Genomic DNA, 25,292 nt, shown 5'->3' with positions numbered 1-25,292 from the left:
TTTTGGTTTTAAAACATCCTATTCATCGGATAGGCGCTAAGGTGCATAACAGGTAATGGAAGTTTCAATGTTATAGAATGAAATCGATATATAAGAGACAGGAGCACATAAAATGGATAAAAAGCAAAAAAGCCTTAAACCATTCATTTCACTCATACTATCAACAAAAATTCCAAAGACTGCCCTCATCATTGGTTTAACAGCCAGCATTTTAACCACCTTGACTGGCCTTCTCGTACCGTTGCTGACCAAAAATCTGGTGGATGGTTTTTCTGTTGAATCTTTAAGCGTTCCGCTCATAATCGGAATTGGGGCAGCCTTTATTGTCCAGGCCATCATCAGCGGAATCTCCATCTACCTGCTCAGCTATGTCGGCCAAAAAGTGGTGGCACGCCTTCGGGACCGGATGTGGATGAAGCTCATAAGGCTGCCGGTCAGTTACTTCGATAAGCAATCCAGCGGACAGACTGTCAGCCGTGTAGTTAATGATACTAGCATAGTCAGGGAGCTGATTACCAATCACTTCCCGCAATTTATCACCGGGATTATCAGTATTATCGGTGCAATTATTATCCTGCTTGTGATGGACTGGAAAATGACACTGCTGATGCTCACTTCAGTTCCTATTACACTGGCAATTATGATTCCACTTGGCCGAAAGATGGCAAAAATATCTCGGGGCCTTCAAGATGAAACTGCCATCTTTACCGGAAACATTACCCAAACACTCGGTGAAATTCGCTTAATGAAGTCTTCTACTGCAGAACAAAATGAAGAAGAAAAAGGATTGGATGGCATCGACAAACTTCTTGGATACGGTTTGCGGGAAGCCCGCATTTTTGCGATGATTGGCCCGACTATGTACCTGATCATGATGGTTGTTATCGTCATGATCATCGCCTATGGAGGCATGCGTGTGGCCAGCGGAACGATGTCAACGGGTTCTCTTGTAGCCTTTTTGCTGTACTTATTCCAGATTATTATGCCAATCACCTCATTTGCGATGTTTTTTACTCAGCTGCAAAAGGCAAAAGGCGCCACAGAACGGATCATAGAAATTTTGGAGGAGCCGTTAGAAGATGGCCAAGACGGCATCGAAATGGATATCAGCAGCAAGCCGATTTTAATCGATAACGTCTCATTCTCCTATAGCGCAGAAGAGAGTGTTCTGGAAAATATCTCACTGGAAGCCCAGCCGGGTCAGATGATTGCACTGGCAGGTCCAAGCGGAAGCGGAAAAACCACCCTGTTTGGTTTGCTTGAACGATTTTACGAGCCAACGGATGGAGAAATTAAAATTGGCGATACACCCATCCAGGAGATATCCCTTAAATCCTGGCGCAGCCAAATTGGCTATGTTTCACAGGAAAGTGCCATGATGGCAGGTACAATCCGTGAGAATTTATGCTATGGGCTGGAAAATTCCAAAAGCATCACAGATGAGGAATTATGGGAAGTTGCGAAAATGGCATACGCCGATCAATTCATTGCCGATTTTCCAAAGGGGCTTGATACTGAAGTTGGTGAGCGGGGTGTGAAGCTTTCCGGAGGACAAAGGCAGCGTATTGCTATAGCGCGGGCATTCCTGCGCGACCCTAAAATATTGATGATGGACGAAGCTACCGCCAGCCTGGACAGCCAATCTGAAGGCATCGTCCAGCAGGCACTTACCCGCCTAATGGAAGGCCGGACAACTTTCGTCATCGCCCACCGCCTTTCCACAATTGTCGACGCAGACCGGATTGTTTTCATCGAAAAAGGTCATGTCACAGGCATCGGCACACATTCCGAATTGACACAATCACATGATCTATATCGTGAATTTGCCGAGCAGCAGCTTGCATAAGATGTGGCCAGTCTATCAAAGACTGGCCTTTTTACTGCAAATCTTGATTCTGACCCTATTAAAACCGAAATCTTATGATAAAATGTGACAAATTATCCATATAAACAAGAAGATGAATTCCTTATAATGGAATTAAGATCTCAGTTAGTCATGCCAATCCAAAAGGAGGCTAAAGACTATGTCAACAGATCACACACTTAACATGCTTGAAACCTTGAAATATTATTGTGACTCTCAAATCACTCAGACCTTTTCAAATGACAAACAGCAGGTTTTATCAGTCTGTTATTTGAAAAACAATCATTCTTTTGAAATTACCTACACAGAAACGAATATAAAGAAAAATTTCCGCCACATTGAGTCAGCGGCAGAAGCAATCGAAAAAGCTTTAAGGTGATTAAAGCTTTTTTGATTGTTCTCTTCCATGTAATTTTCGAGATGCAGGATACTACTCCCTGCACCTTTTCATTTAAGGGGAAATCGTACTGCAGCCTAAATCAATCAAACGTTTGATTGATTTTTTACTGCCTGTTATAAGGCATTCTCTGCCTGAAGAACTCTCATAATTTCCTTACTGTCTTTTGTCAGTATGTCTTTCACATTTGGTCCAAACCATTCCAGGGAAGCATCCATTTCTATCAAATTCGAAGCCTCTCTTAAGAACACCCTGTAATCTACCGCTCCTTCAAATAATGAAACCATGCCTTCCCTGCTGCCCGCTGCTGCATAGACATTATTAGGGGCAAACACGCCCAGCTGGGAGCGGGACTGAATATTCTTAAAATGAAAGTGCGAAATATATGGCCGCAGCTGTTTTAGTGCAAAGAGCGGGTCCACTCCTGATTCCCATATATGAAGCACATCAAAATTAACCCTTAGCGCTGAATGGTCCGTTTCCTCAATGAGCTGAAGCGTAGAGGATGGGTTGTCTGTCAGGGTATTAGGATGAGTTTCAACCAGAAGCATCTGCCCCTCGGCTTCAGCCATTTTGCAGAGCATTTTCATACGTGAAACCAATTCGATTCTTTCCAGCCTGCTGATATCCGCACTGCCTTTTGTCCCGGCAAACGTCCTTACTTTCTTCGTTCCCCACCTATGCGCCAGTGCACATAATCTTTGCATTTCTGTCATTAAAACCGGAAGAGGCGCATCAAGAGGCAAATAGTCGCTCAGCATGGTCGTTTCAAGATTATAGGAACTTAGCCACTCACTGCCATAATGAATATCTTCCGCCAGGTTTTTGGCATGTACACCCCATAGTTCTATCCCCTGGAATCCATTTGTCTGGGCATAGTGTGCGATTTGGTCAATGGACTGAAGATGATGCCGGAATGAGATGGTGCAGAGAGATAGCTTCATAGAATTGCCTCCTTCATATTTGTGGATCGCTGCATTTTAATCCAGGCTTCAAAGCTTTTCTGCAATCCCTGCTTGATTTTAAACTCCAGGATATTCAATTCATCCAATTTTAAAGAGATTTCATTTTTCAAACTCAGGTTTCCTGTCATGGCAAGCTTCATCGCCCGATATTGGATAACGGTATATCCCTTTACCAGCTTCTCAATTTCATTACACCAGGCTTCAAAGCCTTCCTCATCATACCCAAGTGAATCCCAGAAAAACGCAAATGCATGTTCATAGGCATATTTTCGGATGGAAAGGACTGGGAGTTCCCTTAATGCGAATGTCAATCCTGATAGAGGATGGTTTTCGCATCCGGATGTATATAGGTCGACAATCCTTCCAACAGCATCAGTCATTGGGTTGCAGTCAAGCTTAATGCATGTATTAAAATATGCCTCCACTGTTTCTGCAGATGGGGGAATGATATCGGCTGCATCAAAGAAATATCCCCCTTCAGCAGAAGGATCCTCAATAGCTGCCAAAATCCTCTCCTTCGGCAGAATCCCTTCCCAGCGGAAGTCCGGATCATACATAAACCATTCCTCTTCGTTCCCTGTCAATTCCAGCATCACATAATGAGGAAATGGGCTTTGATGAAACTTATTCTCCCTTTCAGGCAGCTTTGACAAATCCAGCATCACCATCACATACTGTTGGTGCTTCTTGTTCTCAAGCAGGCTTAGAAGCTTATTTATATTTTCCTGTTTGCTGCGTTTCTCGTCATACCATCTATAAAGCTTAATTCCATACAGCATTTCATACCACTGGTGGAAAAAATCATGGTCAATCCGTTTGGAATGATAGGTCAGAACTCCATTATCCAATACATCGAAATCAGCATCCCATACTCCGAAATAATAAGGTCTGTGATCGGCCCCTTCCGTCTTTTTGACTGCCTCGCATACACAGCTCACAAAACAATGGACTTTAATCATAAGAAGCCTCCGCTGTGACAGGCTTCTGCAGGCGATTCAGAAAGTCGGCCAGGCTTCCTGCGGTTCTGAAATCTTTAGGCACCAGCATTTCATCCGGGATATCAAAGCCAAGATCCACTTCCAAATGAAGAATAAGCTGCAGGATCATGATGGAATCCATATATAAATCTTCATTTAAACGGGCATCCTCATGAAAGGCAGCCATCGACGGCAGTTCTAATTGATGCAGCATAATATCGTATAAGGCCTGTAAAATTTCTTCTCTTGTCATGCCAGCACTCCTTCTCCCAGCCTTTTCCTGCTGATTTTGCCATTCGGGAGCTTTTCGATTTCTTCTGTTTGGATAAATTCCATCGGGATTTGGTAAGGAGCGAGATATTCCCTGCACCACTCCCGCAGTTCCTGCTCCTCTATAGGCTGGGTGCATATATACTGTGCACAGACTCTTTCTCCGGAAAGCGGATGGATTTTTTTATAAACCACTGCTTCGGCAATTCTTGGCTCTGCCATCAGAACATCTTCCACCTCTTGCGGATATACGTTCAATCCCGCTACATTAATGGTGTCATCCATTCTTGCAAGAAATGACAGGACACCGTCTTCCACATAGCCAAGGTCCTTAGTAAAGATGGTTTTTTCAGAATCACGGATGATAATTTCACCAGGGTATTCTCTGCTTCCAGCTTCCACATTAACATGAGGAAGCGGATAGCCCATTTCACGGGGGTCACTTACATCCGGGTGAATGGCCACACACCCTGCCTCAGAACATCCATACTGCTGAAAAACCCTGTTTGAAATATTCTTTAAGGATTCCAGCCAGCCAGATGGCATTAGGGTGCCCGATGTCATCACACAATCGAATCGCGCGCCATCCCCAATCAAAAGAGTTAATGCATGCAAAAGCGCGGGAGCTCCATAGAGAATATGCTTCGGATGTTCCTTTATTTTTTTTAGCACATACTTAGGGTTCATATTTGACAGAATGACCGGCTCTGCACCGCGCCTTAAGCTTGCAAATACACCGCAGATCAACCCATATGAATGAGTAACCGGACAGGCAACAATAGATGTTGTCTGATGATCTGCCGGCAATACAGACACATAGCTTTCCAGTTCTAACTCGATGGAATCCCAGCTGCGTTCAATGCACTTAGGTGCACCGGTCGTACCCGAACTCATTTGGACCAGAACACCTTCACGGACATTTTTTTGTTCTGACAGTTCGACCGGTGAATGAATATTTCCGTAAAGCAAGATATGGCTTCCAGCCGATGAAGCCATTCGGATTGCCCCTTCTTTCGGCACGGAGGGATGAATCGGAACAATGGATCCCCCTTTTCTGCGTACAAATAAACAAAGAGCGAGCCATTGAAACACATCCGGCATACAAACAGCTAATCTTCTATTCCCGCAATCTCTTAAATGAGGAGTGTTTTCAAATTCTGAATATTGCTGCTCAAGATTATCCAATGTATAGTATTGATCATTTACAAAAAACATCTAAATTCTCCTTTTGATGATTATCTTAAAGTGAAACTTCAATCAGTGGGATGCCTTCCCCCACTGATTGTTAGTTGAGGCCCACAGGAAGTGGGTCACAAAGACGTTGCCACAGGATGTGGTGTCCTTAGTCTTTGTTCTTCTTTCGGGCCTTTACGGGCAGTTGGACTCCCAATTATCACCCTTCGATTCCTCTAAGTCTTAAAGAGGGAGTCTTACTGCCCGTTAGACTGCGATAAAGAGTTTTTAACATAATGGCGAAAACCGCCTGCCTCTTCTTTTTGACCTTTTCTCTTCAGCAATGACTCCGCGTAAATTACAGGTGCAGTATGCTGCAGCAAATAGTTTCGGAATATCAATTCAGGATAACAGCTCAGATGCTCCGTTAAAGCTTCTCCTGTCAGCTTCCAAAAGCGCTGCTCGCTGAAGCCATATTGCTCTTCAAGTACATAGGACAGTTCAGACAGATGAAAAACAAATAATGTATCCATTGCCAGTTCTCTAAGCGATTCAATAGAAGACATCCAATAATACTGATCTTCCCTGCCTTTTGTAAATTGGTCATGAATGCCCGCAAAGTCTGGAATACAGCTTGGCTCCTCCAAAAAGTCATGGCAATACTCAACACTGTCATGGAAATCCCTCAGAGCAACACGTGTTGGCCAGCCGTCCTTATGAAGAAGAATCATATTCTGGGCATGCGCCTCAACAGCAATTCCATGCGCGGACAGTAAATGCCAGACAGGAACCACACATACCTCCACAAGCCTTTTCAGCCATTTTTCAATTCCATAGCGCTTCAGCCATTCGTCAATAAACGGAAATCCATCCCTCTCCATTAATGGCAGTGCCGTACAAGGCACCGCCGCTTCGCCTTCTTCCATATAAAGCCGGATGCTCTCTCTCCATATAGCTCCAAACTTAGTACAAGGTTCTTCCTCCTCGGGATGGTAGGCAATCCCGGCGTATTCCTTAAGAATGACCAATGAAGCTTCATCTTTTAAAAATGGATCACCTTTCACTGTATCTGCTATCCATTTGGAAATATGGGGTGCGGCACAAACCGCGTGTGTGTCCAGAGTTCTTAGCGATGATGTGTTGACCATATTCATCGAAAGTTTCACATGAGCTTTTTCAGGATTTGTCATATTCCATAGAGTACGGACGGACTGTGTTGACCGATAAAAATCTCCGCTGCTTCCCAGAAGCACTATATCAGCTTCAGCATTGGCAAACTTCATCTGCCAGGGATGAATGGGCAAAAATGTGTATTCTTCAAAGGTTTTGCCGATATGCTGCAATTCAGCAAGCAGTTGCCCAAACATGGAAGGGCCAAGTTCCCGCTCCCAGAAGATTTTTTCATCTTCAAGCAATTCTATTCTGGCATTCATACGTCTGACAGCTGCCCATTGCAGCTCAAATGACTGCCTTGCTTCCGGCCCATATGCCGCATGATCCCCAAGTGTAAATCCGCTCCGCGCCTTATAGCAGGGATGGTAGGGATGCCCTTCCCATATCTCTGATTCCAGTTCTTCATAGCTGAGACTTCTCCTGGAAATAGAATGCATTAGATGGGTTTCATTCCACTCACTCAGCAGAATGGTTTGTTCCAGCTCATTAATAAGCTGTTTCCTTTTTTCCGGATCGGCAATAAGGTCTTCAGCCAATTCCTCTATTGTGGTTTCTGTTCGGGAGCCATCATGGTGGACTGTGCGAATGCTTCCTTCCATTAATCTCACACGGTCAAACGAAGCAATTTTTCCCTCACAGCAGTATGTTCGCTCGTTTCCGAAAATCGTAAAATGTAAGTGCGGATCTTCTGGCCGGTCAGCTGACTTGGCATAATCCATTAAACCTTCAAAAATAATGGCCTCCATGAGCTGCCTGATCACCCTCTTCTCAAAAGTTTTAGACAACGGCGGATGCAGCTTCAGCATAGGTTTCCTCCTTCTTCATGGTGGCCAATGGATTTGGCAAATAAGTGTAAACCGCTTGTTCGTTCTTTGCCATCAGCTCATCAACATCATGAAAGCGGGTTAAAAGATTGGCTTTATACGATAATTTCTCAGATTGAAGAACATGCCGAATGAAATCTTTCCCCTGTCCAGACAGCTCTTTGTCCAGAGAGCAAAGCTGGTTTCGGCACCATTGGATTAAACGATCCTCACTGATGAGACCATCCTGCCCAAGTCTTGAAATGACTGAAAAAAGCTGATTCATAAACAGATAATACGTAAACCTTTCCTGAATGAGAGCATCTTCATAGAATAATTCCTGACATTCTTCCAGTACAGGCAGCAGTTCACATAAAGTCTCTCTATGAAGATTTGATAGATAATATCCTTGATTATCCCGGTAATAATAAGCCTCCGGGTAACCAGAAGAAAGGTCCAGAACGCTATTTTGCTGATGTGCCTCCAAAGCCAGCCCATGTTCATCATATAAACGGATGAGCGGCTCCACAGCACATTCCCAATATTTCCGGAACCATTCCATGCTGACATCTTGGATATTACAGGATTCTTCCAATGCAATCCTCTCAATGGTCCGGTGCAGCCTTGAACGAATGCCAGGCAAAGGATCCTGAACTAATGCAGCAATGGAAGTTACCCCCCACAGTTTTTCTTCCTGAAATGGATTGGATCGCAAAATAACTTCAAAGCCTGATTCCTGCTGACCAGGAAATAAGGCAGTAATATAGGCTGGATCATCGATCATCCGGAAAACAGGATGTTTTTCTGTAAATCGGATTTTTTTTATTAACTCCGCCATGGCGGTGCCTGCCCTTAGCTCATGGAAGCGGTTCTTCCTTAGCGAATTTGTGATTTTTACCGGGACCGAAAACTTATACATCCACTCCTCTTCAGGATTGTAAACAGTCCTGATGGAAGAAGTAGCTGAATAATATGGCCCCATACTGCCAAGGTCCTTTATAAGGTCCTTCTCTATTGCCTCTCTGACATAGTCCTGCTGCAGAAGCCATTGGGCCTGAAGAGGGTGCATTGGAATGAGGCATTCCTTTTCCGGAACAGTAAGGTGCGGCAGTGATTTTCTTATCGTTTGGAGGATAATTTGACTTGCACTTTTCTGGTCATTAGAGGATTCTTTTACCATCTCACGTTCAATTTGGAAATAGTGGAGCTGGAACTGCCCCTTTAATTCTGGCGCATATCTTGTCTGCTGCCATCCAGTCATCCCTTGTCTGCTTTTCGGTGTAGGGTGAAGCCAGTGCCCAAACAGGAGCGATTGTTCTGCTTCAATGAAAGTGCAATCTTCTGAATAAAGGCTATCCTCATCATTCATTCTCGCTTCAATATATGCCGCCATTGTCTGGTAGCTCTCAATTATCCTTAGCACAAGTTCATCAAAATGGGATGCAAGCTCATGGCAGCCAGTAGCTTTGGCCATTAAATGCATCTCGTGGATAAGTGTAATCATCATCGGCAGTCTATCCTGAAGAATCCATTCCCGCCGATTAGAACAATATTTAAGTGCATGGCCGATTACATGTCTTCCTGTTCGTGAACGGTAAAGGACTTCGACAGCAAATTTAACGGATTGACCAGATAATTCTATTTCTGCTACCAACTCCCCTGAAAGAGGGATGGATAGCTGCTGTTCCTGAATCCACTCCCTGCTTTCTATCCAATGCCCGCTGTCCACTTCCCGCAAATAACTATTAATAAAAGCTTGAAACGTTGCATTTTCTGCAATCTGTTTGGCTGAATGATGCATAATTCCATCCTTTCACCGAGTCTTTAGACCTAGTAATTGATAACCATTCTCAATAGAAATTAAAAAATTTGATTCTTCTCGATGAAAAGAATCAAGTTAATAGAGAGGACGCGTGCAAAGTAAATCCCGGCCTCCAAAATTATTCGCTTAATAGAAGCGATTCCATTTCTTTCAAACCTTTTTGACGCTCAATCGGATCCCAGAATCCCCATGTAGTGGACATAGTATGTACTTTGTCGTTCTGAACAGCCTTCAGGCTTTTCCAAACTTCACCCTGTGTGACTGAATCGTAGAATTCACCGCTGTTAAAGAAAGTAAGGTCAATAATATTGTCAGGATTATATTTTGCTAGCCCTTCGATTGAGATATTCTCGCCAAAATCTTCTGGAAGGTTCTCAGCAGGTGTTAATTTCAAATCATCAAATAATAATGAGTTGGTTGCGTGGTTTGTCAGGCCAAAAACACGAATATCTTTTTTATTGATTGCGACGGCCATGAAAGTTTCTTCTCCTGTTTTCTCACGGACACGCTTTCCGATATCCTCTGCTTCCTTCTCCAGGTCTTCAATGACTTTCTTTCCTTCTTCAAGCTTGCCTACAGATTCTGCAACTTTCAGGTGATCTTCCTTCCAGTCACCGCCCACTTCAACAACAACTGTTGGGATGGTTTCAGAAAGCTGATCATAGAGCGGCTTATAGCGATCGCTGATGATAAGAAGATCTGGATCAAGCTTCACAATTTCTTCTGAATTCATTTCATCGGCATATGGGAGCGCCTTAACACCTTCGAGCTCCTTCGTTAAATGCGGCGGGAACTCATTATCATATGCCATTACCGCATAGGGCTTTACCCCTACTGATACAAGCGATCCTTCCCAGGAAACATGTGAAAGCAAAACTACTTTTTTCGGTTTTGCGGGCACTTCTGTTTTACCGAAAAGATGTTCAACCGTTCTGGTTTCCTCTGCCTGTTCTTTCTCTTTCTTTTCAGCTGCTTCTGTAGAGGCCTCTTCACCTTTACCGCATCCTGTTACAATTAATAAAAATAACATGAAAACAATGCTCAATGGAGCACAAAACTTCTTCATGGATAATTCCTCCTAAGCAATAATGAAATTCATTCTCAATGATAATCATTATCACATTAGCTTAACATGGACTTTTACAACTTCTTACATGGACAAAACGCACAAACCTTCTATTCCATTATAAAAATGGGCCAGCTGAAAAAACAGCTGGACCCGTGTTCGCATTAATCAAGCCTTAAGTTTTGCTTTCATCAAATCGTCCGAAAATTCCTCCAGCATTTTTTTTCTGCCTAGCGGTCCCCAAGGATCCCACTCATGGCTGGCAGGATAGTATACTTCACCTGTTTGGACTGCACGGATCTTATTCCATTCGGGAGTATGTGCAGCTCTCCAAACATCTCTTTCATGACTCCATAAGATGAGAAGCTTATCAGGATTGAGATCAGCCACATCATTCAGGCCGGCAATCCTATATCCTTCAAAATGCAAATCAGGATGAGGCTCAAAACCCAAATTCTGAAAGAGCAGACTGAGCAGAGCATGCCCGCCCTGTCCGTAAAGACGGATTTCATCCGGCCGGATCCAAAGGACTGCCCATCTGCCTTTTTTCGTTAATGGACATAGCTTATCCCTTACTTTACATTCAAGGCAGCGGATTTCTTCTTCTATGCATTCTGCCCGGCTTGTACATCCTACCATAGAAGCAATTTCGTAAAGATACTGCCGCCAGTCCGGCTGCAGCTGCATATGATGGACCTTCCCCTGCTGTGAGAGAAGCACATTTTGCAGCTGATAATTATGTAAAGGCGTCTTTATGATTCGATCAGGCTGAGTTAAGAGAATATCCTCTGGCTGAAAGGTCTTTTCTGCATTAAGGAGCATGGTGCCCTCCAACTCTTTTTGAAGATATCTTGGCACTCCATTGCTGGCAGGATAAACAGTTGGATAGGATGGCGCTGCAACAGGCTGTACACCCAGCGAAAGGAGATGGTCCTGCAAAAAGAGCTGACTGACCACCGCAATTCTTTCCTTAGCCCTTTTCATAAATACAGATGGCGGCAAGCCTGCTTTCATTTTAAAAAGACGGCTGAAATAAAATTCATCCTGCATTCCGATTTGCAGGGCTACTTCTTTTGCCGTAATCCCTTTCTTCTGCAGCATCAGCTGTTTGGCTGCTCTCATTCTTTCACCATTCAGGAATTCCTTCGGCGCCATCCCGGTTCGTTTCCGAAAGGCCCTGGTAAACGAAACTGGGCTCATGTTTGCTTTAGATGCCAGCTCTGCCACAGTAACCGGCTGGGACAGATTATTTCTTATCAGGTCCACTGCCTCTTCAATCCCGTCTACTTCTGTCTTGTCTGTCAGAATAGACATCATATTCCATAGCTGGGACTGAAATCTGCACTCAGCAGATATCGATTTTTCTTTGTTCCATTTCCTCAGCTCATCCCACAAGGGCACCATCTTTGGTGGCTCCTGATTAGCCAGTATCCCGGAGAGAAATCTGGAAAGCACATCTTTATCCTTTGCCCAGGTGAGTATATAAACCGTTAACGGGTCTGCTGATGCGGAGGTAATTATGCCAGAATCAGAAAGAAAGCAGCTCTTCCCTGCCTCTATCTTCAGCTGGCGGTTTTGAGTTTCGATTGTGCCTCTCCCCGATGAAATATAAATAAGTGTAAAATCATTGCGATTTTCATTGATGGTTTTCGACAATCCCTCTCTTAAGCTTGATACTGCAATTTTATACGGTTCAAATTGTTTGCCGCTCAGCATATACAAAAAATACTCCCTTCTTTTTCCTTAAATAAGAATTGACAAAAGCTGTGAAAGGATAGTAGATTAATTACGATTATTTAGAACGATAACGATTATCATTTTCACTTAAAATTTACATAGAAAAGGACTGAATGTAATGGCCAGAACTGCAGCTGACATAACAGAGCACATGCAGCCTGTACACCAAAAATCTATTAAATGGGGCCTGGCAGGTATTGTGCTGGTGCTTGGCGGGCTGCTTGCATCGATTGGGCTGGGCGCAATCTGGATTCCCCCTTCTGTGGTTTGGGAGTCATTTGTCTCCTTTCAGGGAGGCCAAATTGAACATCAGCTTATCAGAGAAGTCAGGCTTCCCCGGGCGCTGGCCGGGGCACTTATTGGCGCAGCACTGGCTGTAGCCGGCACCATTATGCAGGGAATTACACGCAACCCGCTGGCAGATCCCTCCATAATCGGCATTACACATGGAGCGGGCCTGGCCATCGCAATTGCACTTGCCTTTCTTTCCGGCGGATCATACTGGGTTCTGCTCATCTGGTCATTTGCAGGTTCCGCTGCTGGAGCCTTGCTTGTATTATCTTTCTCCATGCTTTCAAAAGAGCGGATCTCACCTGTCACTTTGACACTGGCAGGCGCAGCATTAAGCACCCTGTTCAGCGCTCTTTCAACCGGCATCGCCCTTTACTTTCAAACTGCACAGGACCTGAGCTTCTGGTTTGCGGGAGGTCTTTCAGGTACACAATGGCGCCATGTGTATATATTGCTTCCCTCCGTTTTTTTAGGCTTGCTTCTATCCCTTTGGATCAGCCGCTCCCTGACAATCCTGGCCCTGGGAGAAGAAGTGGCTGCAGGGCTTGGGCAATCTCATCAGAAGGTCCGCTGGATCGGGCTTGCAGCGGTTATACTATTATCGGGCGCGGCCGTTTCCATTGCAGGAGCTATAGGCTTTATCGGACTGGTGGTTCCCCATATGGTCAGGCTTTTGATTGGATCTGACTACCGCTGGCTCATCCCGCTTAGTGCTATTGCAGGTGCCCTGCTTCTTGTATTGGCAGATATTGGGGCACGGATGATCAACCCGCCGTTTGAGACTCCCGTCAGTGCTGTTACTGCACTAATCGGAGTTCCATTTTTCTTATATTTGTCCAGAAGGAAAAGGGGGTATATGTAAATGGATTGGAAACAGGCTTTACTCCAATCGAGGGGCTGGATGGCAGCCTTTATATTCCTTATCCTTGTTACCTTTGTGCTAAGTCTCTCAACTGGAGTGATGCCAGTGGGAATGAATGAAATTTTGGCTGTTCTTTCAGGCAGCGGTACTCCGAAGCAGGAGCTGGTGCTGCTTCAGCTGAGATTGCCAAGAATGATCATTGCCCTTCTAATCGGAGCAGGTCTTGCTCTTTCCGGCAGCATCCTCCAGGGGCTATCCCGGAATTCCCTGGCTGACCCCGGTATTCTTGGCATTAATGCCGGTGCGGGATTAGCAGTCGTTCTCTCAATCTACCTGTTCGGGCAATCGGGCGGAAGCATTCTGGCTAAGCCGTTCTTCCTTCCCGTATTTGCTTTCGCTGGAGCACTTGCCATTTCAGCACTGATCTACCGATTTTCGTGGAAAGGCGGTATAGACCCGGAACGGCTTCTCCTCGTTGGCCTTGGATTTAATGCACTATGCGGTGCCTTGCTTCTGATCCTGCAGCTGAAAATGGATCCAAAGGATTTTCAGCAGGCAGCTATTTGGCTGACTGGCAGCATCTGGGGTATTCAATGGCCCTATGTATGGGCACTCCTTCCCTGGATTCTTGTTCTGATGCCAGTCGCCTTTATAAAGGCAAGAACAATGAATATCCTTCAATTCAAACAGGAAGTTTCTGTTGCACTCGGCTTAAAAGTCGAATCAGAACGCCGGCTGCTTCTCTGTCTTTCAGCGGCTCTTGCCGGAGCATGTGTAGCAGCTGGCGGCGGAATTGCTTTCATTGGACTCCTGGCGCCACATCTGGCACGCCGCCTTTGCGGCCCCAACTACTTCAGCAATTTGCCTTTATCTGCATTAATAGGGGCGGCGCTTGTTCTCATTGCAGATATGATAGGGAAAAATCTCCTTGCACCTGCTGATATTCCAGTTGGAATCGTCATCTCAGTCATTGGAGCTCCCTATCTGATTTTCATGCTTCTCACCCGGAAAGGCACAGGACTGAAAGCTTAATAGATAGCAATCACATAAAAAATGCCCATTCAAAAATCCCTTTATGAATGGGCATTGCAACTTATTTAATTTCTGCTGGCTCACGGTATTGCTTCCGGCCCAATGAATGATAGACATCCTGACGGCTATCAATAATATATTCCGGCTTCGGCTTGCCGCGGTTTGCCTTGTGCCCGGCAATATGTACATCACTTGTTTCCCACGCCTTCCAGGCTTCTTCCGATTCCCAGCGAATCATGACTGCCACTTCTTCATCCCCGCTGCGCTGTTTCTTCTTTAAAACATTCAAATCAATGAATCCAGGCTGCTCTTCGATTATTCCTTCCCCTGCAAAGCGCTCGACTAAATTATTGGAATGGCCTTCTTTCACCGTAATCGCTTTTAATTGAATAAACATACCTGTTCCTCCCCTGCTTCTTTTCTGTTATTATAATTGATAACGATTTTCATTTTCAACTATTTTAAAAAATAGATTCATTATTTTATTAATTTATAGTATGTTTAGATTATCGAACTAATCAGAAAATGAGGCTCAATTATGTGGAAAAATAAAAATGTATGGATTTTATTAACTGGGGAGTTTATAGCAGGGCTGGGCTTGTGGCTCGGTATAATAGGGAATCTCGAATTTATGCAGGAAAAGGTTCCTTCAGATTTTCTAAAGTCGCTTATTTTGGCAGGCGGATTGCTGGCTGGAATTGCTGTTGGACCATGGGCAGGAAGAATAACTGACCAAATCAGCAAGAAGACGGTCATGCTGGCATCTGGCTTCGCCCGGGCATTGAGCGTTGTTTTTATGTTAATTGCCATACAAACCGGGTCAGTCTGGTGGATGGTTATTTTTCTGGTATTCCTGCAAATTTCTGCAGCCTTCTATTTTCCAGCTCTGCAGGCAGCGATTCCGCTGGTTGTGGAAGATAAGGACCTGCTGCAGCTGAATGGAGTCCATATGAATGTGTCCACTCTTTCCAGAATATTAGGTACTGCTTTAGCTGGCGTTTTGTTAGTTATCTTGCCATTATCAATGCTTTATATCGCTTCGCTTGTCGCCTATCTGATTCTCTTTATGATCACCTTTTTTATGGATTTTGAAGAATCCTTCTCAAAGGAAAGCACAGGAAGAAACTCAAGCAGAGGCAACGGGGGATTCAAGGAAGTATTCCCGATTATTAAAGGTCTTCCCATTGTGTTTATGACATTAATCCTTACCTTGGTCCCGCTTCTGTTTCTTGGCGGATTTAACTTAATGGTCATTAATATCAGCGAGCTTCAGGACAGCTCATCCATTAAAGGCTTGATCTATACAGCAGAAGGACTCGGCTTCATGCTTGGCGCATTCATTGTTAAACAAATCAGCCAAAAACGTTCGCCTTATGCGATCCTGTTTTTCTTCTCCTTCATCATTGGTTTATCACAGCTGCTTCTGTACTTTGCAGATGTGCCTGTTTTATCTATCTTGGCTTTCTTTATTTTTGGGTTTGCCGTCGGTTGTTTCTTCCCGACTGCCGCCACCATTTTCCAAACAAGAGTGCCAAAGGAATTTCACGGAAGATTCTTCTCCTTCCGAAATATGCTTGATCGTGTAACTTTTCAAATTGTCCTGCTTCTGACTGGATTCCTGCTGGATGCAGTCGGCCTTCAGAAAATGGTCGTGATCTTTGGAATACTGTCGCTGATCATGACGGCAGCATTCTTTGCTAAATTCAAGCAAATTAGGACAGAAGTTCAGATAAAAGAAAAAATAAGTACGTAAAAAACCGGTCCACATCGTGTGGGCCGGTTTTTCGCTGCTGTTTCGCCTTAATTCCAGGCGTTTTTGCAGTTTATGTGCGGATTGCCTTATTTTATGTGCGGATAAAATTTTTTCTGTGCGCATAACCCAATTTTATGTGCGCATAAAAAAATTTATGTGCGCTTAGCCATTCTTACCCTAGTGCACCAGCTGCTTCACCAATTCCCGATTCCGTTTTTTAAAGACGTCATTATGGGAGGAAACCATCGCAGCTGCTGCAGCATCCGGTTCAATGTACTGCTTCGCTTTGTTTACTGCATTGGCAGCATCCTGGAATGCCCCGGCAATTAAGTGAAGTTTGCCGTCATGCTTTAGGATATCCCCTGCAGCATATAGCCCATCAACCGACGTTTCGCTGTTTGCGTTGCCTGCAATATAGAAATCGTCAAGCATATCAATATTAAGATTGCTATTCTTTAAGAGTTCCGTATCCTGTTCATAGCCATGATTAATTACTACTTCATCAACTTTCATATATGAAACTTCGCCCGTTTCATTATTGGTCAATTCCACCTGTTCAATTTCCTCGTGATTTCCTCCGGCGATTAATTTTGTGATGGACGTATGGTTAATGCAGATAACGGAACTATTCATCAGCTGTGAAACCTGAGCTTCATGGCCAGTCAAAGCCTCTCTCCTGCAAGTAATGAATACTTGCCTGGCAACGGGCTCCAATTCATTAGCCCAGTCTACTGCAGAATTTCCTCCGCCGGAAACAATTACAGTCTTATCTTTAAAATGTTTAAGCGATTTGACTGTATAATTCAGATTGGAAACTTCAAAACGCTCTGCCCCTTCTATCTTCAGTTTCTGCGGCTTTAAGATTCCGCTGCCAACTGCGACAATAACGGTTTTCGAATAGTGCTTTTCTCCAGAAGAGCCTTTTAAGACAAATAGACCATCTTCATTTTTGGCAATGGATTCTACCTTTTCATTAAGAACAACCGTTGGATTAAACGTTAGTCCCTGCTCCACCAGCTGTTCGATCAGCTTAGCTCCCGGAGTCGGAATCAGGCCGCCAACATCCCAGATCATTTTCTCCGGATATACATGAATTTTACCGCCCAGCATTGGCTGAAACTCAATCAGCTTTGTTTTCATTTTCCTTAATCCGCTGTAGAAAGTGGAATAAAGACCCGCAGGCCCCCCTCCAATAACCGTCACATCAAACACTTCAGCTTTTTTCATTTACCGTTCACTCCTATAACCAATTACTATTGATTATCATTCTCACTTCAACTATACGACCTTTCTTCTCCTTTGACAATGAAATTTTTTTCTGAATACTTTTCCTTTAAATACTATTGACATAAAAATCAGATAGACTTATAGTAAAAAAGAACCGATACTGATAATCATTATCACTAAAATATATTCTCAACTAAACGGAGGTTACATAATGGTCCGCCTATATACAGATGGCTTGAACATTGGATATAGTGAACGCTTGATTGTGAAAGATCTTAGTGTCCAGATTCCCGATAAGAAGATCACTACCATAATCGGCCCGAATGGCTGCGGAAAATCAACCCTTTTAAAAGCGATTACAAGAATTATTTCTCATCAATCAGGCACTGTCATTTTGGATGGGGAGAATATTTCAAAGGAAAATACAAAGATCCTCGCCAAAAAAATGGCTATTTTGCCGCAAACACCTGAAAGTGCAAGCGGTTTAACAGTTGGCGAACTGGTTTCATACGGCCGCTTTCCTTATCAGAAAGGCTTTGGCAGACTAACGAAAAAGGACTATGAAGTCATTGATTGGGCTCTTGATGTTACTGGAACGAAGGATTTCAAATTTCGCCCGGTTGACGCCCTTTCCGGCGGCCAGCGACAGAGAGTCTGGATCGCGATGGCTCTTGCACAGGAAACAGACATCATTTTCCTTGATGAACCGACCACTTACTTGGATATGGCCCATCAGCTTGAAGTTCTCGAACTTCTCCAAAAGCTAAATCAAGAACAGGAGCGCACCATTGTGATGGTCCTTCATGATTTAAACCAGGCAGCCCGTTTTGCTGACCATATCGTTGCATTAAAGGATGGCGAAATTGTTAAATCAGGAAGCTACGAAGAAGTCATTACACAGGATGTCTTAAGGAAAGTGTTCAATATTGATGCTGTCATCGGACGCGATCCCCGCACTAACAAGCCAATGTGTATTACTTATAATTTATTAAAAGGAGAAAATCAACATGAAGAAACTATTGATCCCGTTTACGATCTTGCTGCTTCTGCTTATTAGCGCCTGCGGCAATACAGAGCAAGGAGAATCCAAAGAGGCTGAACCAAAAGAAGACAAAAAATCAGGCACCTTTACTTATGAATCTGAAACTGGGCCGGTTGAAGTTCCGGCTGACCCTAAGAGAGTTGTCCTCCTTTCCGGCTTTACAGGAAATGTAATGCAATTAGGCGTAAATATCGTCGGTGTGGACACATGGTCCAAGAATAACCCTCGTTTCGAAGAAGAATTGAAGGATGCTGAGGAAGTATCTGAAGATAACCTGGAAAAAATAATTGAATTAGAGCCAGACTTGATCATTGCATTATCTACTGTTAAAAACTACGATAAGCTGAAAGAAATTGCACCAACTGTAACGTATACATGGGGCAAATTAGATTATCTGGCACAGCATGAGGAAATCGGAAAGCTTCTTAATAAAGAAGACGAAGCAAAGAAATGGGTGGCCGACTTCAAACAGCGCGCTGAAACAGCTGGGGAAGACATCCGTGCAAAAATCGGAGAAGATGCAACAGTTTCTGTATTCGAAATCTTTGATAAACAGCTTTATGTGTTTGGCGATAACTGGGCACGCGGTACTGAAATCCTGTACCAGGCAATGGACTTAAAAATGCCTGAAAAAGTTAAGGAAATGGCTCTAAAAGATGGCTATTACGCTATTTCTGCAGAAGTCCTTCCAGAGTATGCCGGGGATTACATTGTGCTGAGCAAATACGCTGAAGCTGACCATTCGTTCCAGGAAACTGATACCTACAAAAATATCCCTGCTGTAAAAAATGATCGCGTCTTTGAAATGGAAGGCAATGGTGCTTCCTTTAGTGATCCAATTACACTTGATGCACAGCTGGAATTCTTTAAAGAATCATTTTTAGGAAAGTAATAACGCAGGAGGGATTCTTTTATTTGAGAATTCCTCTTTCCTATTTAGAAAAACGGCAGCACCTTGCCCCAGAAATGAATCAATTCTGTTATTATTAGAACAGCGCAAGGCTCCCGCCTGACAGCTGGAACTAGACAGTTTTCATAGTGTAAGTCAGATCTGATCCCATAAAGAAAGATGAGAGTACAATGACAAAAGATGCTCAACCCTTCATTCCATTTATCTATAAACTCGCTGCAGGCTTTGTTATTTTTGCCGGCATGTTTGTGGCTGCGTGTGTGTTTGGAGCTGCGGATGTCACGGTCAGAGATGTTTGGCTGGCCCTTACTTCCAATGCTTCCGGAGAAAAAATTTCGATTATTCGTGAAATCCGTCTGCCGCGTGAAATTGCTGCTATCTTCGTTGGAGCCGCGCTTAGCATTTCCGGGGCCATTATGCAGGGAATGACAAGAAACCCTCTTGCAGATCCAGGCCTGCTCGGTTTGACTGCTGGAGCAAATGCCGCACTTGCATTAACTCTTGTCCTCATTCCCTCAGCAAATTACATAGGGATTCTGGTCGCCTGTTTTATTGGTGCAGCGGTCGGTGCTGGGCTGGTTTTCGGCATTGGCGCCATGAAAAAAGGAGGTTTTTCTCCTATTCGGATTGTATTAGCAGGAGCCGCGGTTTCCGCCTTCCTTTTCGCAATAGCCGAAGGAGTCGGAATCTATTTTAAAATTTCAAAAGATGTCAGCATGTGGACTGCAGGGGGAATCATCGGTACATCCTGGAGCCAGCTGCAAGTGATTGTCCCTGTTATTTCCATTGGCATTCTTTTTTCTCTTTTTCTGTCCAAGCAGCTGACTATCTTAAGCTTAAATGAGGAAGTGGCAGTAGGGCTGGGGCAAAATACAACTCAGGTTAAGACCATACTTTTCATCTTAGTGACCCTGCTTGCAGGCGCATCAGTTGCACTGGTCGGAAATATGGCTTTTCTCGGGCTGATGGTGCCTCATATTGTCCGTGCTATTGTAGGTACAGACTACCGTTTTATTCTTCCCATGTCCGCACTTACAGGAGCCACATTTATGCTTCTGGCCGATACACTAGGGAGAACCATCAACGCTCCTTACGAAACACCGGCAGCTGCTATTATCGCCGTTATGGGGCTTCCTTTCTTCCTGTTTATTGTTCATAAAGGAGGTAAGGCGTTCTCATGATTCAGCCAGAGTTAGTAAAAAAACAGCGAATTTTAATGGCCGTGTTATCAGCACTCATTATTGTTACCATTGTGATTGGAATGGGATTAGGCTATGCCTCCCTTTCATATGACCGATTGCTCCCGACTATTATGGGACAGGGCACATTTAAAGAAGAATTTGTGTTATTTTCCATTCGGCTGCCGCGGGTATTTATCACTGTCTTGGCCGGCATGGCACTTGCATTATCCGGTGCCATTTTACAAGGGATTACACGCAATGACCTGGCAGATCCAGGCATCATTGGCATAAACTCCGGTGCCGGAGTTGCTATAGCGGTTTTCTTTCTGTTCTTTCCGATTGAAGCTGGCACTTTCATATACATGCTGCCTTTATGCGCATTTTTCGGCGCTTTACTTACTGCAATCCTCATCTATGGTTTTTCCTATAAAAAAAGCGAGGGGCTTCAGCCTGTTAAGATGGTGCTGGTCGGGGTCGGATTTTCCATGGCGCTTTCCGGTGTCATGATTGTCCTGATTTCTTCAGCGGAAAGAGAGAAAGTCGATTTTATAGCTAAATGGCTATCAGGGAATATCTGGGGAACGGATTGGCCGTTCATTTGGGCACTCCTCCCCTGGCTTCTTCTGCTGATTCCATTTACTTTATATAAAGCAAATCGCTTGAATCTATTAAGCTTAAGCGAGCCTGTCGCCATCGGGATAGGGGTATCCATTGAAAAAGAACGGATCGTCCTTCTGCTTACAGCCGTTGCATTGGCCGCTTCAGCTGTGTCGGTAACCGGCGGAATTGCTTTTATCGGCTTAATTGCACCGCACATGGCTAAAGCGCTGGTTGGACCGCGGAATCAGCTTTTCATTCCGATTGCTATCCTTTTAGGAGGATGGCTTCTCTTATTCGCCGATACGCTTGGCCGGAACCTGGTTGATCCTGACGGCCTGCCAGCCGGCATTATGGTTGCACTGATCGGTGCTCCTTATTTCATGTATTTACTGCTAAAAAAATAGCCGATTAAAAAGACGTGTTCGCACGTCTTTTTTTCTTTTTGGAATGTAATATAAATATATTAATTTCTTACAAACATGTTTCTTCATACTTTTTTCAGGGCAATAGATACAGTGTATATTTGGAAATCTATAGCATAGGAGGAATTTAAATGTTTTTTCATGTAAAGGAATTGCAATTCGAAGCTAAGCCGGAACGTCCGGATCCCGTTTTTGCCAAAAAGCTTCAGGAATTGATTGGCGGCCAATATGGTGAAATGACGGTTGCCATGCAGTACATGTTTCAGGGATGGGCAACTCGTGGGAATGAAAAGTATCGCGACCTTCTGCTGGATATTGGGACTGAAGAAATCGGACATGTGGAAATGCTCGCAACAATGGTTGCCAGACTAATGGACGACGCCCCTGTTAATCAGCAGGAAGAAGCAGCAAAGGACCCAGTGGTTGGAGCGATTATAGGCGGAATGAATCCGCAGCATGCCATTGTCTCCGGACTTGGTGCACGTCCGACTGACAGTGTAGGAAACCCTTGGATGGGTACCTATATTACAGCCAGCGGAAACCTATTAGCAGACTTTCGTTCAAACTTGAATGCAGAGTCACAGGGCCGGCTGCAGGCTGCACGTCTCTATGAAATGACTGATGATAAGGGCATTAAAGAGCTGCTTTCAGTTCTGATTGCCAGAGATGCCTACCACCAAAACCAATGGGCTGCTGCGATTGCGGAGCTTGAAGAAAAAGAAGGCCTGCTCGTCCCTAGCACCTTCCCTCGTGAGAAAGAACGCACAGATATCTCTTACACACTCTACAACCTATCAACAGGCGAAGAAAGCAGCACAGGCAGATGGGCACAGGGCCCTGCTCTGGATGGCCAGGGAGAATACAAATATGTAAGCAATCCAAAGCCTGAAGGGGACAAGCCTATGCTCAAGCCTGCACCTCCAAATCTTCATAACACTTTACCAATGGATTAATAATAGATCTGACAAAACAGGCTGAAGCATCAGCCTGTTTTGTTAGTTCAATCAAACGTTTGATTGAATTGGACAACGTTTTCTTCTTTAATTTCCATCCTCTCCATTGACTTCCTTCAAATTTTTTATATGATAAAACCATCTCACCATTAGATCATGAATGGAATAATAAATCTAAATTTTATTTTCCTTACATTCACTCTGAACATTAAGGTTACCCTCACAATAAAAGGGGAATGAAAATAAGTGATATACCGCCGGAAAGGATCTAGTTTGCATGATTTATTTTTTTACCGCCGCACTGATTTTATTTATTAGTTACGCAGTTCTGCCCACTGTACTCATACGATCGCTGAATTGGGGGATTGTAAAAGAAATAACCGAAACAAATTCCATTGCTTTAACCTTTGATGATGGCCCGGATCCCCAATATACAGCGAGGCTTCTGGATGTCTTAAAAAAGCATGAAGCAAAGGCAGCCTTTTTCGTTGTCGGGAAAAAGCAGCCAAGCATCCATTGCTGCTAAAAAGGATGCAGGCGGAAGGCCATACAATTGGCATCCATCATTATCGGCATATCTCAAGCTGGATCCTTTCACCAGGATCTTTAAAAAAGCAGCTTGAGCAAACAAAAAAAATTATTGAAGAAGCGATTAATGAAGAAGTCTATTACTATCGTCCTCCATGGGGACACTTCAATTTATTTACCCTCTGGATGGCAAGGAAGTATAAGATTATTATGTGGTCAGGCATTTTCAAGGATTGGAAGATTAAGTATATCAGGGACACCCTTTCAGATTCGCTGGCAAAAGAAACCGTGCCTGGCCGGATTTTCCTTCTCCATGACAGCGGTGAAACTCTTGGCGCTGACTCCAGTGCACCTGAATGTATGATTGGCCATCTGGACCAATATTTGCAGCAGGCAAAACTAGAAGGAATCCATTTTGTTTCTTTAAAAGATGGATATCAGGGGCATCGCACATGAGTACTGAAACAATTATTGAATTTATTTCGTCCTACGGTTACTGGATCATCTTTTTATTTTTATTTTTCGGGATTGTCGGCATTCCCGCTCCCGAAGAATCGCTATTATTCCTAATTGGCGTGTTAATTGGAAATCATAAATTAAGCTTTGCCGAATCTGCTGTCTGTGCGGAAGCAGGTGTGCTGCTTGGAATGCTTTCCGCGTATTGGATCGGTAAAAAAGCAGGTACGCCCTTTCTCAAAAAATATGGCAGATACATTGGGATCACGGACAAGAGATGGAATACCGCCCAGAAAAAATACTTGGAAAATCATCGCTTTATGATTTTTGCGGGTTTTTATATGCCGGGAATACGACAGATAAGTCCTTACTTTGCCGGCATTTCAAAAGTTCCTTTTCATCAGTACCTTCTATATTCTGCAGCAGGCTCCCTTAGCTGGGTGCTCCCTATAATTGCCGCGGGATACTTTGCTGGAAGCTTATTCGATATTAATCCTGAATATGTGCCCTATCTAGGGATTGTGTTATTAATTGTATTCGCAATCTACATGCTCTTTAAGTATGCAAAAAATAAATCAAAGTGACAGAAAGGAGGGTATTATGAAAGTTCTGCTGCTCCCATTATTTCAATTCCCCACTGGACATTCAGAAGTTGCCAAAACGCTTCAAGACCGTATTCGAAGTCAATATCCTGATGCGGAAATCAAAATAGTCGACTTTCTTTCTTATTGCAGTGATAAGCTTGAGAAGCTGGTCTCAGGAATTTATTTAAAAGGTTTCCTGGGTGCCCCTTTCCTTTACAGGGCATTATATTACACCATTATGTATAAGCAGCATCCTTTTAAATTGCAGCCTGATTTACAGGTTCTATCCTATTATTTTGAAAGAAAAATGCAGAAGTTCCTTGATGAGGAAAATCCGGATTTGATATTTTGCACTCATTCTTTTCCATCTGGAATCATCAGTTCTCTAAAACAAAAGGGACGATACCGGGACATTACTGCGGTGAATGTTTACACGGATTTTTTTATAAATGATATTTGGGGAAAACGGGGAATTGATTTTCATTTCGTTCCTCATCCCGAGGCGAAGGAAAAGCTTATAAAAAAGCATCATATTCCTGCTGAGCAAATTTTTGTAACAGGCATTCCTGTTCATTCTGTCTATCACCTTCCGGTTCCATTTAAGAAAGAAAACCGGATACGTCATATCCTGGTTGCTGGCGGAAACAGCGGCTTAGTAAACTGTGATATTCTTGAAGCTATGCAGAAGGCTCCTCATATTCGATTTCTGGTTCTTTGCGGAAATAATGACGAATTATATAGATCACTCAAGACACTGAATTTAAAGCAGATCGAGCCCATTGGATATATTGAAGACCCATATGAAATGAATCAGCTATATAATAAAGCAGATGCTATTTTGACCAAACCAGGTGGAGTTACTATTAGTGAAGCACTGCAAAAAAAACTTCCGATTCTGGTCCATACCTCACTCCCCGGACAAGAGGAAATCAATTTGGACTATTTGCTTGAGAAAAACCTGGTGACTGTCATTTATGAAAAGCATATTGCTGAACAGCTAAATAATGAAGAAGCTATACTTAATCTAAGAAAACACATCGATTCTTATCTCGCAAAGGTCACTTGCCCATTGGATTATGCCATCTTCATTTCGATTAAAAGCACCGGCAGAAGTACGCCTGAAACTGTTCATTCTATTAGAGCCATCCCAACTTTAAAGTGACACTTCGACCAGCGGGGCTTTGGCGGCAGTATGACCCGATAA

The 25,292-nt window shown here is 43.7% G+C and carries 22 protein-coding genes and 1 pseudogene; 13 read left to right on the top strand and 10 right to left on the bottom strand.

Translation table 11 applies throughout. The features are described from left to right. Positions 1-112: 112 nt before the first annotated feature. Together ACXAD1_RS00845 and ACXAD1_RS00840 are read left to right on the top strand one after the other, a co-directional pair. Complete coding sequence (locus ACXAD1_RS00845) at positions 113-1,846, top strand: ABC transporter ATP-binding protein (RefSeq protein WP_206845269.1); 1,734 nt, start codon at positions 113-115, stop codon at positions 1,844-1,846. 178 nt (positions 1,847-2,024) lie between these two features. Continuing rightward, the gene (locus tag ACXAD1_RS00840) at positions 2,025-2,243 is read left to right on the top strand and encodes a hypothetical protein (RefSeq protein ID WP_206845272.1); all 219 of its coding nucleotides are present in this window, start codon (positions 2,025-2,027) and stop codon (positions 2,241-2,243) included. 134 nt (positions 2,244-2,377) lie between these two features. Here ACXAD1_RS00840 and ACXAD1_RS00835 read toward each other — a convergent pair whose 3' ends face one another. The 8 genes from ACXAD1_RS00835 to ACXAD1_RS00800 all read right to left on the bottom strand — a co-directional run bounded on the left by ACXAD1_RS00835 (position 2,378) and on the right by ACXAD1_RS00800 (position 12,226). After that, positions 2,378-3,205, bottom strand: a complete 828-nt coding sequence (locus tag ACXAD1_RS00835) for a sugar phosphate isomerase/epimerase family protein (RefSeq protein WP_474909191.1) — start codon at positions 3,203-3,205, stop codon at positions 2,378-2,380. Then, positions 3,202-4,185, bottom strand: coding sequence for a DUF6005 family protein (locus tag ACXAD1_RS00830; protein ID WP_370223481.1), 984 nt, complete (start codon positions 4,183-4,185; stop codon positions 3,202-3,204). Before ACXAD1_RS00830 ends, ACXAD1_RS00835 begins: the two co-directional genes overlap by 4 nt. Continuing rightward, the gene (gene asbD, locus ACXAD1_RS00825) at positions 4,178-4,456 is read right to left on the bottom strand and encodes a petrobactin biosynthesis protein AsbD (RefSeq protein ID WP_370223482.1); all 279 of its coding nucleotides are present in this window, start codon (positions 4,454-4,456) and stop codon (positions 4,178-4,180) included. Before asbD ends, ACXAD1_RS00830 begins: the two co-directional genes overlap by 8 nt. Then, positions 4,453-5,688, bottom strand: a complete 1,236-nt coding sequence (locus ACXAD1_RS00820) for an AMP-binding protein (RefSeq protein WP_474909190.1) — start codon at positions 5,686-5,688, stop codon at positions 4,453-4,455. The genes asbD and ACXAD1_RS00820 overlap by 4 nt, the downstream gene beginning before the upstream one ends. A 215-nt stretch (positions 5,689-5,903) precedes the next feature. After that, the gene (locus ACXAD1_RS00815) at positions 5,904-7,625 is read right to left on the bottom strand and encodes an IucA/IucC family protein (protein WP_474909189.1); all 1,722 of its coding nucleotides are present in this window, start codon (positions 7,623-7,625) and stop codon (positions 5,904-5,906) included. After that, a complete protein-coding gene (locus tag ACXAD1_RS00810; RefSeq protein ID WP_474909188.1) occupies positions 7,597-9,423 on the bottom strand; it encodes an IucA/IucC family protein in 1,827 nt (608 codons plus the stop codon). The genes ACXAD1_RS00815 and ACXAD1_RS00810 overlap by 29 nt, the downstream gene beginning before the upstream one ends. Before the next feature lie 139 nt (positions 9,424-9,562). Further along, entirely contained in the window at positions 9,563-10,510 is a 948-nt protein-coding gene (locus ACXAD1_RS00805; protein ID WP_370223487.1) for an ABC transporter substrate-binding protein, read from the bottom strand. Positions 10,511-10,678: 168 nt separating this feature from the next. After that, positions 10,679-12,226: a helix-turn-helix domain-containing protein gene (locus ACXAD1_RS00800; protein WP_474909187.1), complete on the bottom strand. Its 1,548-nt coding sequence runs from the start codon at positions 12,224-12,226 to the stop codon at positions 10,679-10,681. A 139-nt stretch (positions 12,227-12,365) separates the two neighbouring features. On the opposite strand from ACXAD1_RS00800, the gene ACXAD1_RS00795 reads away from it, so the two are divergent. Both ACXAD1_RS00795 and ACXAD1_RS00790 read left to right on the top strand, forming a co-directional pair. After that, positions 12,366-13,400, top strand: a complete 1,035-nt coding sequence (locus ACXAD1_RS00795; RefSeq protein WP_474909186.1) for a FecCD family ABC transporter permease — start codon at positions 12,366-12,368, stop codon at positions 13,398-13,400. After that, a complete protein-coding gene (locus tag ACXAD1_RS00790) occupies positions 13,401-14,432 on the top strand; it encodes a FecCD family ABC transporter permease (RefSeq protein WP_474909185.1) in 1,032 nt (343 codons plus the stop codon). Positions 14,433-14,493: 61 nt separating this feature from the next. Here ACXAD1_RS00790 and ACXAD1_RS00785 read toward each other — a convergent pair whose 3' ends face one another. Further along, on the bottom strand, positions 14,494-14,829 hold the full coding sequence (locus tag ACXAD1_RS00785; RefSeq protein ID WP_474909184.1) for an antibiotic biosynthesis monooxygenase family protein: 336 nt from the start codon (positions 14,827-14,829) through the stop codon (positions 14,494-14,496). A gap of 141 nt (positions 14,830-14,970) precedes the next feature. On the opposite strand from ACXAD1_RS00785, the gene ACXAD1_RS00780 reads away from it, so the two are divergent. Then, on the top strand, positions 14,971-16,185 hold the full coding sequence (locus ACXAD1_RS00780; protein WP_206845275.1) for an MFS transporter: 1,215 nt from the start codon (positions 14,971-14,973) through the stop codon (positions 16,183-16,185). Between the two features lie 177 nt (positions 16,186-16,362). On the opposite strand, the gene ACXAD1_RS00775 is transcribed toward ACXAD1_RS00780, so the two are convergent. Then, positions 16,363-17,412, bottom strand: coding sequence for an NAD(P)/FAD-dependent oxidoreductase (locus ACXAD1_RS00775; protein WP_474909183.1), 1,050 nt, complete (start codon positions 17,410-17,412; stop codon positions 16,363-16,365). A gap of 211 nt (positions 17,413-17,623) precedes the next feature. On the opposite strand from ACXAD1_RS00775, the gene ACXAD1_RS00770 reads away from it, so the two are divergent. From ACXAD1_RS00770 to ACXAD1_RS00735, 8 genes and pseudogenes are all read left to right on the top strand, one after another. Continuing rightward, positions 17,624-18,469, top strand: coding sequence for an ABC transporter ATP-binding protein (locus ACXAD1_RS00770; RefSeq protein WP_206845279.1), 846 nt, complete (start codon positions 17,624-17,626; stop codon positions 18,467-18,469). After that, complete coding sequence (locus tag ACXAD1_RS00765) at positions 18,420-19,346, top strand: iron-hydroxamate ABC transporter substrate-binding protein (RefSeq protein ID WP_206845283.1); 927 nt, start codon at positions 18,420-18,422, stop codon at positions 19,344-19,346. The genes ACXAD1_RS00770 and ACXAD1_RS00765 overlap by 50 nt, the downstream gene beginning before the upstream one ends. Before the next feature lie 188 nt (positions 19,347-19,534). Continuing rightward, positions 19,535-20,545 (top strand): FecCD family ABC transporter permease, encoded by a 1,011-nt coding sequence (locus tag ACXAD1_RS00760; protein ID WP_206845284.1) that lies wholly within the window; start codon positions 19,535-19,537, stop codon positions 20,543-20,545. After that, positions 20,542-21,549 (top strand): FecCD family ABC transporter permease, encoded by a 1,008-nt coding sequence (locus ACXAD1_RS00755; protein ID WP_206845285.1) that lies wholly within the window; start codon positions 20,542-20,544, stop codon positions 21,547-21,549. The genes ACXAD1_RS00760 and ACXAD1_RS00755 overlap by 4 nt, the downstream gene beginning before the upstream one ends. A 149-nt stretch (positions 21,550-21,698) precedes the next feature. Beyond that, positions 21,699-22,520, top strand: a complete 822-nt coding sequence (locus tag ACXAD1_RS00750) for a manganese catalase (RefSeq protein ID WP_474909182.1) — start codon at positions 21,699-21,701, stop codon at positions 22,518-22,520. Positions 22,521-22,797: 277 nt separating this feature from the next. Further along, positions 22,798-23,504 (top strand): annotated as a pseudogene (locus ACXAD1_RS00745) (polysaccharide deacetylase family protein). Further along, positions 23,501-24,088: a DedA family protein gene (locus ACXAD1_RS00740; RefSeq protein WP_206845291.1), complete on the top strand. Its 588-nt coding sequence runs from the start codon at positions 23,501-23,503 to the stop codon at positions 24,086-24,088. The pseudogene ACXAD1_RS00745 and the gene ACXAD1_RS00740 overlap by 4 nt, the downstream one beginning before the upstream one ends. Before the next feature lie 16 nt (positions 24,089-24,104). Continuing rightward, positions 24,105-25,250, top strand: coding sequence for an MGDG synthase family glycosyltransferase (locus ACXAD1_RS00735; protein WP_370223496.1), 1,146 nt, complete (start codon positions 24,105-24,107; stop codon positions 25,248-25,250). The last annotated feature ends 42 nt before the right edge of the window (positions 25,251-25,292 follow it).

The organism is Cytobacillus sp. ABV4_503 (assembly GCF_056158445.1).
Note: the sequence above shows the minus strand (reverse complement) of the source record. Positions and strands in the feature narration are given on the sequence as shown.

What these genes read in the sequence shown, in the direction of transcription:
- ACXAD1_RS00845 (WP_206845269.1), top strand. Translation starts at nt 113, where the DNA reads ATGGATAAAAAGCAAAAAAGCCTTAAACCATTCATTTCACTCATACTA.
- ACXAD1_RS00840 (WP_206845272.1), top strand. Translation starts at nt 2,025, where the DNA reads ATGTCAACAGATCACACACTTAACATGCTTGAAACCTTGAAATATTAT.
- ACXAD1_RS00835 (WP_474909191.1), bottom strand. Translation starts at nt 3,205, where the DNA reads ATGAAGCTATCTCTCTGCACCATCTCATTCCGGCATCATCTTCAGTCC.
- ACXAD1_RS00830 (WP_370223481.1), bottom strand. Translation starts at nt 4,185, where the DNA reads ATGATTAAAGTCCATTGTTTTGTGAGCTGTGTATGCGAGGCAGTCAAA.
- asbD (WP_370223482.1), bottom strand. Translation starts at nt 4,456, where the DNA reads ATGACAAGAGAAGAAATTTTACAGGCCTTATACGATATTATGCTGCAT.
- ACXAD1_RS00820 (WP_474909190.1), bottom strand. Translation starts at nt 5,688, where the DNA reads ATGTTTTTTGTAAATGATCAATACTATACATTGGATAATCTTGAGCAG.
- ACXAD1_RS00815 (WP_474909189.1), bottom strand. Translation starts at nt 7,625, where the DNA reads ATGCTGAAGCTGCATCCGCCGTTGTCTAAAACTTTTGAGAAGAGGGTG.
- ACXAD1_RS00810 (WP_474909188.1), bottom strand. Translation starts at nt 9,423, where the DNA reads ATGCATCATTCAGCCAAACAGATTGCAGAAAATGCAACGTTTCAAGCT.
- ACXAD1_RS00805 (WP_370223487.1), bottom strand. Translation starts at nt 10,510, where the DNA reads ATGAAGAAGTTTTGTGCTCCATTGAGCATTGTTTTCATGTTATTTTTA.
- ACXAD1_RS00800 (WP_474909187.1), bottom strand. Translation starts at nt 12,226, where the DNA reads ATGCTGAGCGGCAAACAATTTGAACCGTATAAAATTGCAGTATCAAGC.
- ACXAD1_RS00795 (WP_474909186.1), top strand. Translation starts at nt 12,366, where the DNA reads ATGGCCAGAACTGCAGCTGACATAACAGAGCACATGCAGCCTGTACAC.
- ACXAD1_RS00790 (WP_474909185.1), top strand. Translation starts at nt 13,401, where the DNA reads ATGGATTGGAAACAGGCTTTACTCCAATCGAGGGGCTGGATGGCAGCC.
- ACXAD1_RS00785 (WP_474909184.1), bottom strand. Translation starts at nt 14,829, where the DNA reads ATGTTTATTCAATTAAAAGCGATTACGGTGAAAGAAGGCCATTCCAAT.
- ACXAD1_RS00780 (WP_206845275.1), top strand. Translation starts at nt 14,971, where the DNA reads ATGTGGAAAAATAAAAATGTATGGATTTTATTAACTGGGGAGTTTATA.
- ACXAD1_RS00775 (WP_474909183.1), bottom strand. Translation starts at nt 17,412, where the DNA reads ATGAAAAAAGCTGAAGTGTTTGATGTGACGGTTATTGGAGGGGGGCCT.
- ACXAD1_RS00770 (WP_206845279.1), top strand. Translation starts at nt 17,624, where the DNA reads ATGGTCCGCCTATATACAGATGGCTTGAACATTGGATATAGTGAACGC.
- ACXAD1_RS00765 (WP_206845283.1), top strand. Translation starts at nt 18,420, where the DNA reads ATGAAGAAACTATTGATCCCGTTTACGATCTTGCTGCTTCTGCTTATT.
- ACXAD1_RS00760 (WP_206845284.1), top strand. Translation starts at nt 19,535, where the DNA reads ATGACAAAAGATGCTCAACCCTTCATTCCATTTATCTATAAACTCGCT.
- ACXAD1_RS00755 (WP_206845285.1), top strand. Translation starts at nt 20,542, where the DNA reads ATGATTCAGCCAGAGTTAGTAAAAAAACAGCGAATTTTAATGGCCGTG.
- ACXAD1_RS00750 (WP_474909182.1), top strand. Translation starts at nt 21,699, where the DNA reads ATGTTTTTTCATGTAAAGGAATTGCAATTCGAAGCTAAGCCGGAACGT.
- ACXAD1_RS00740 (WP_206845291.1), top strand. Translation starts at nt 23,501, where the DNA reads ATGAGTACTGAAACAATTATTGAATTTATTTCGTCCTACGGTTACTGG.
- ACXAD1_RS00735 (WP_370223496.1), top strand. Translation starts at nt 24,105, where the DNA reads ATGAAAGTTCTGCTGCTCCCATTATTTCAATTCCCCACTGGACATTCA.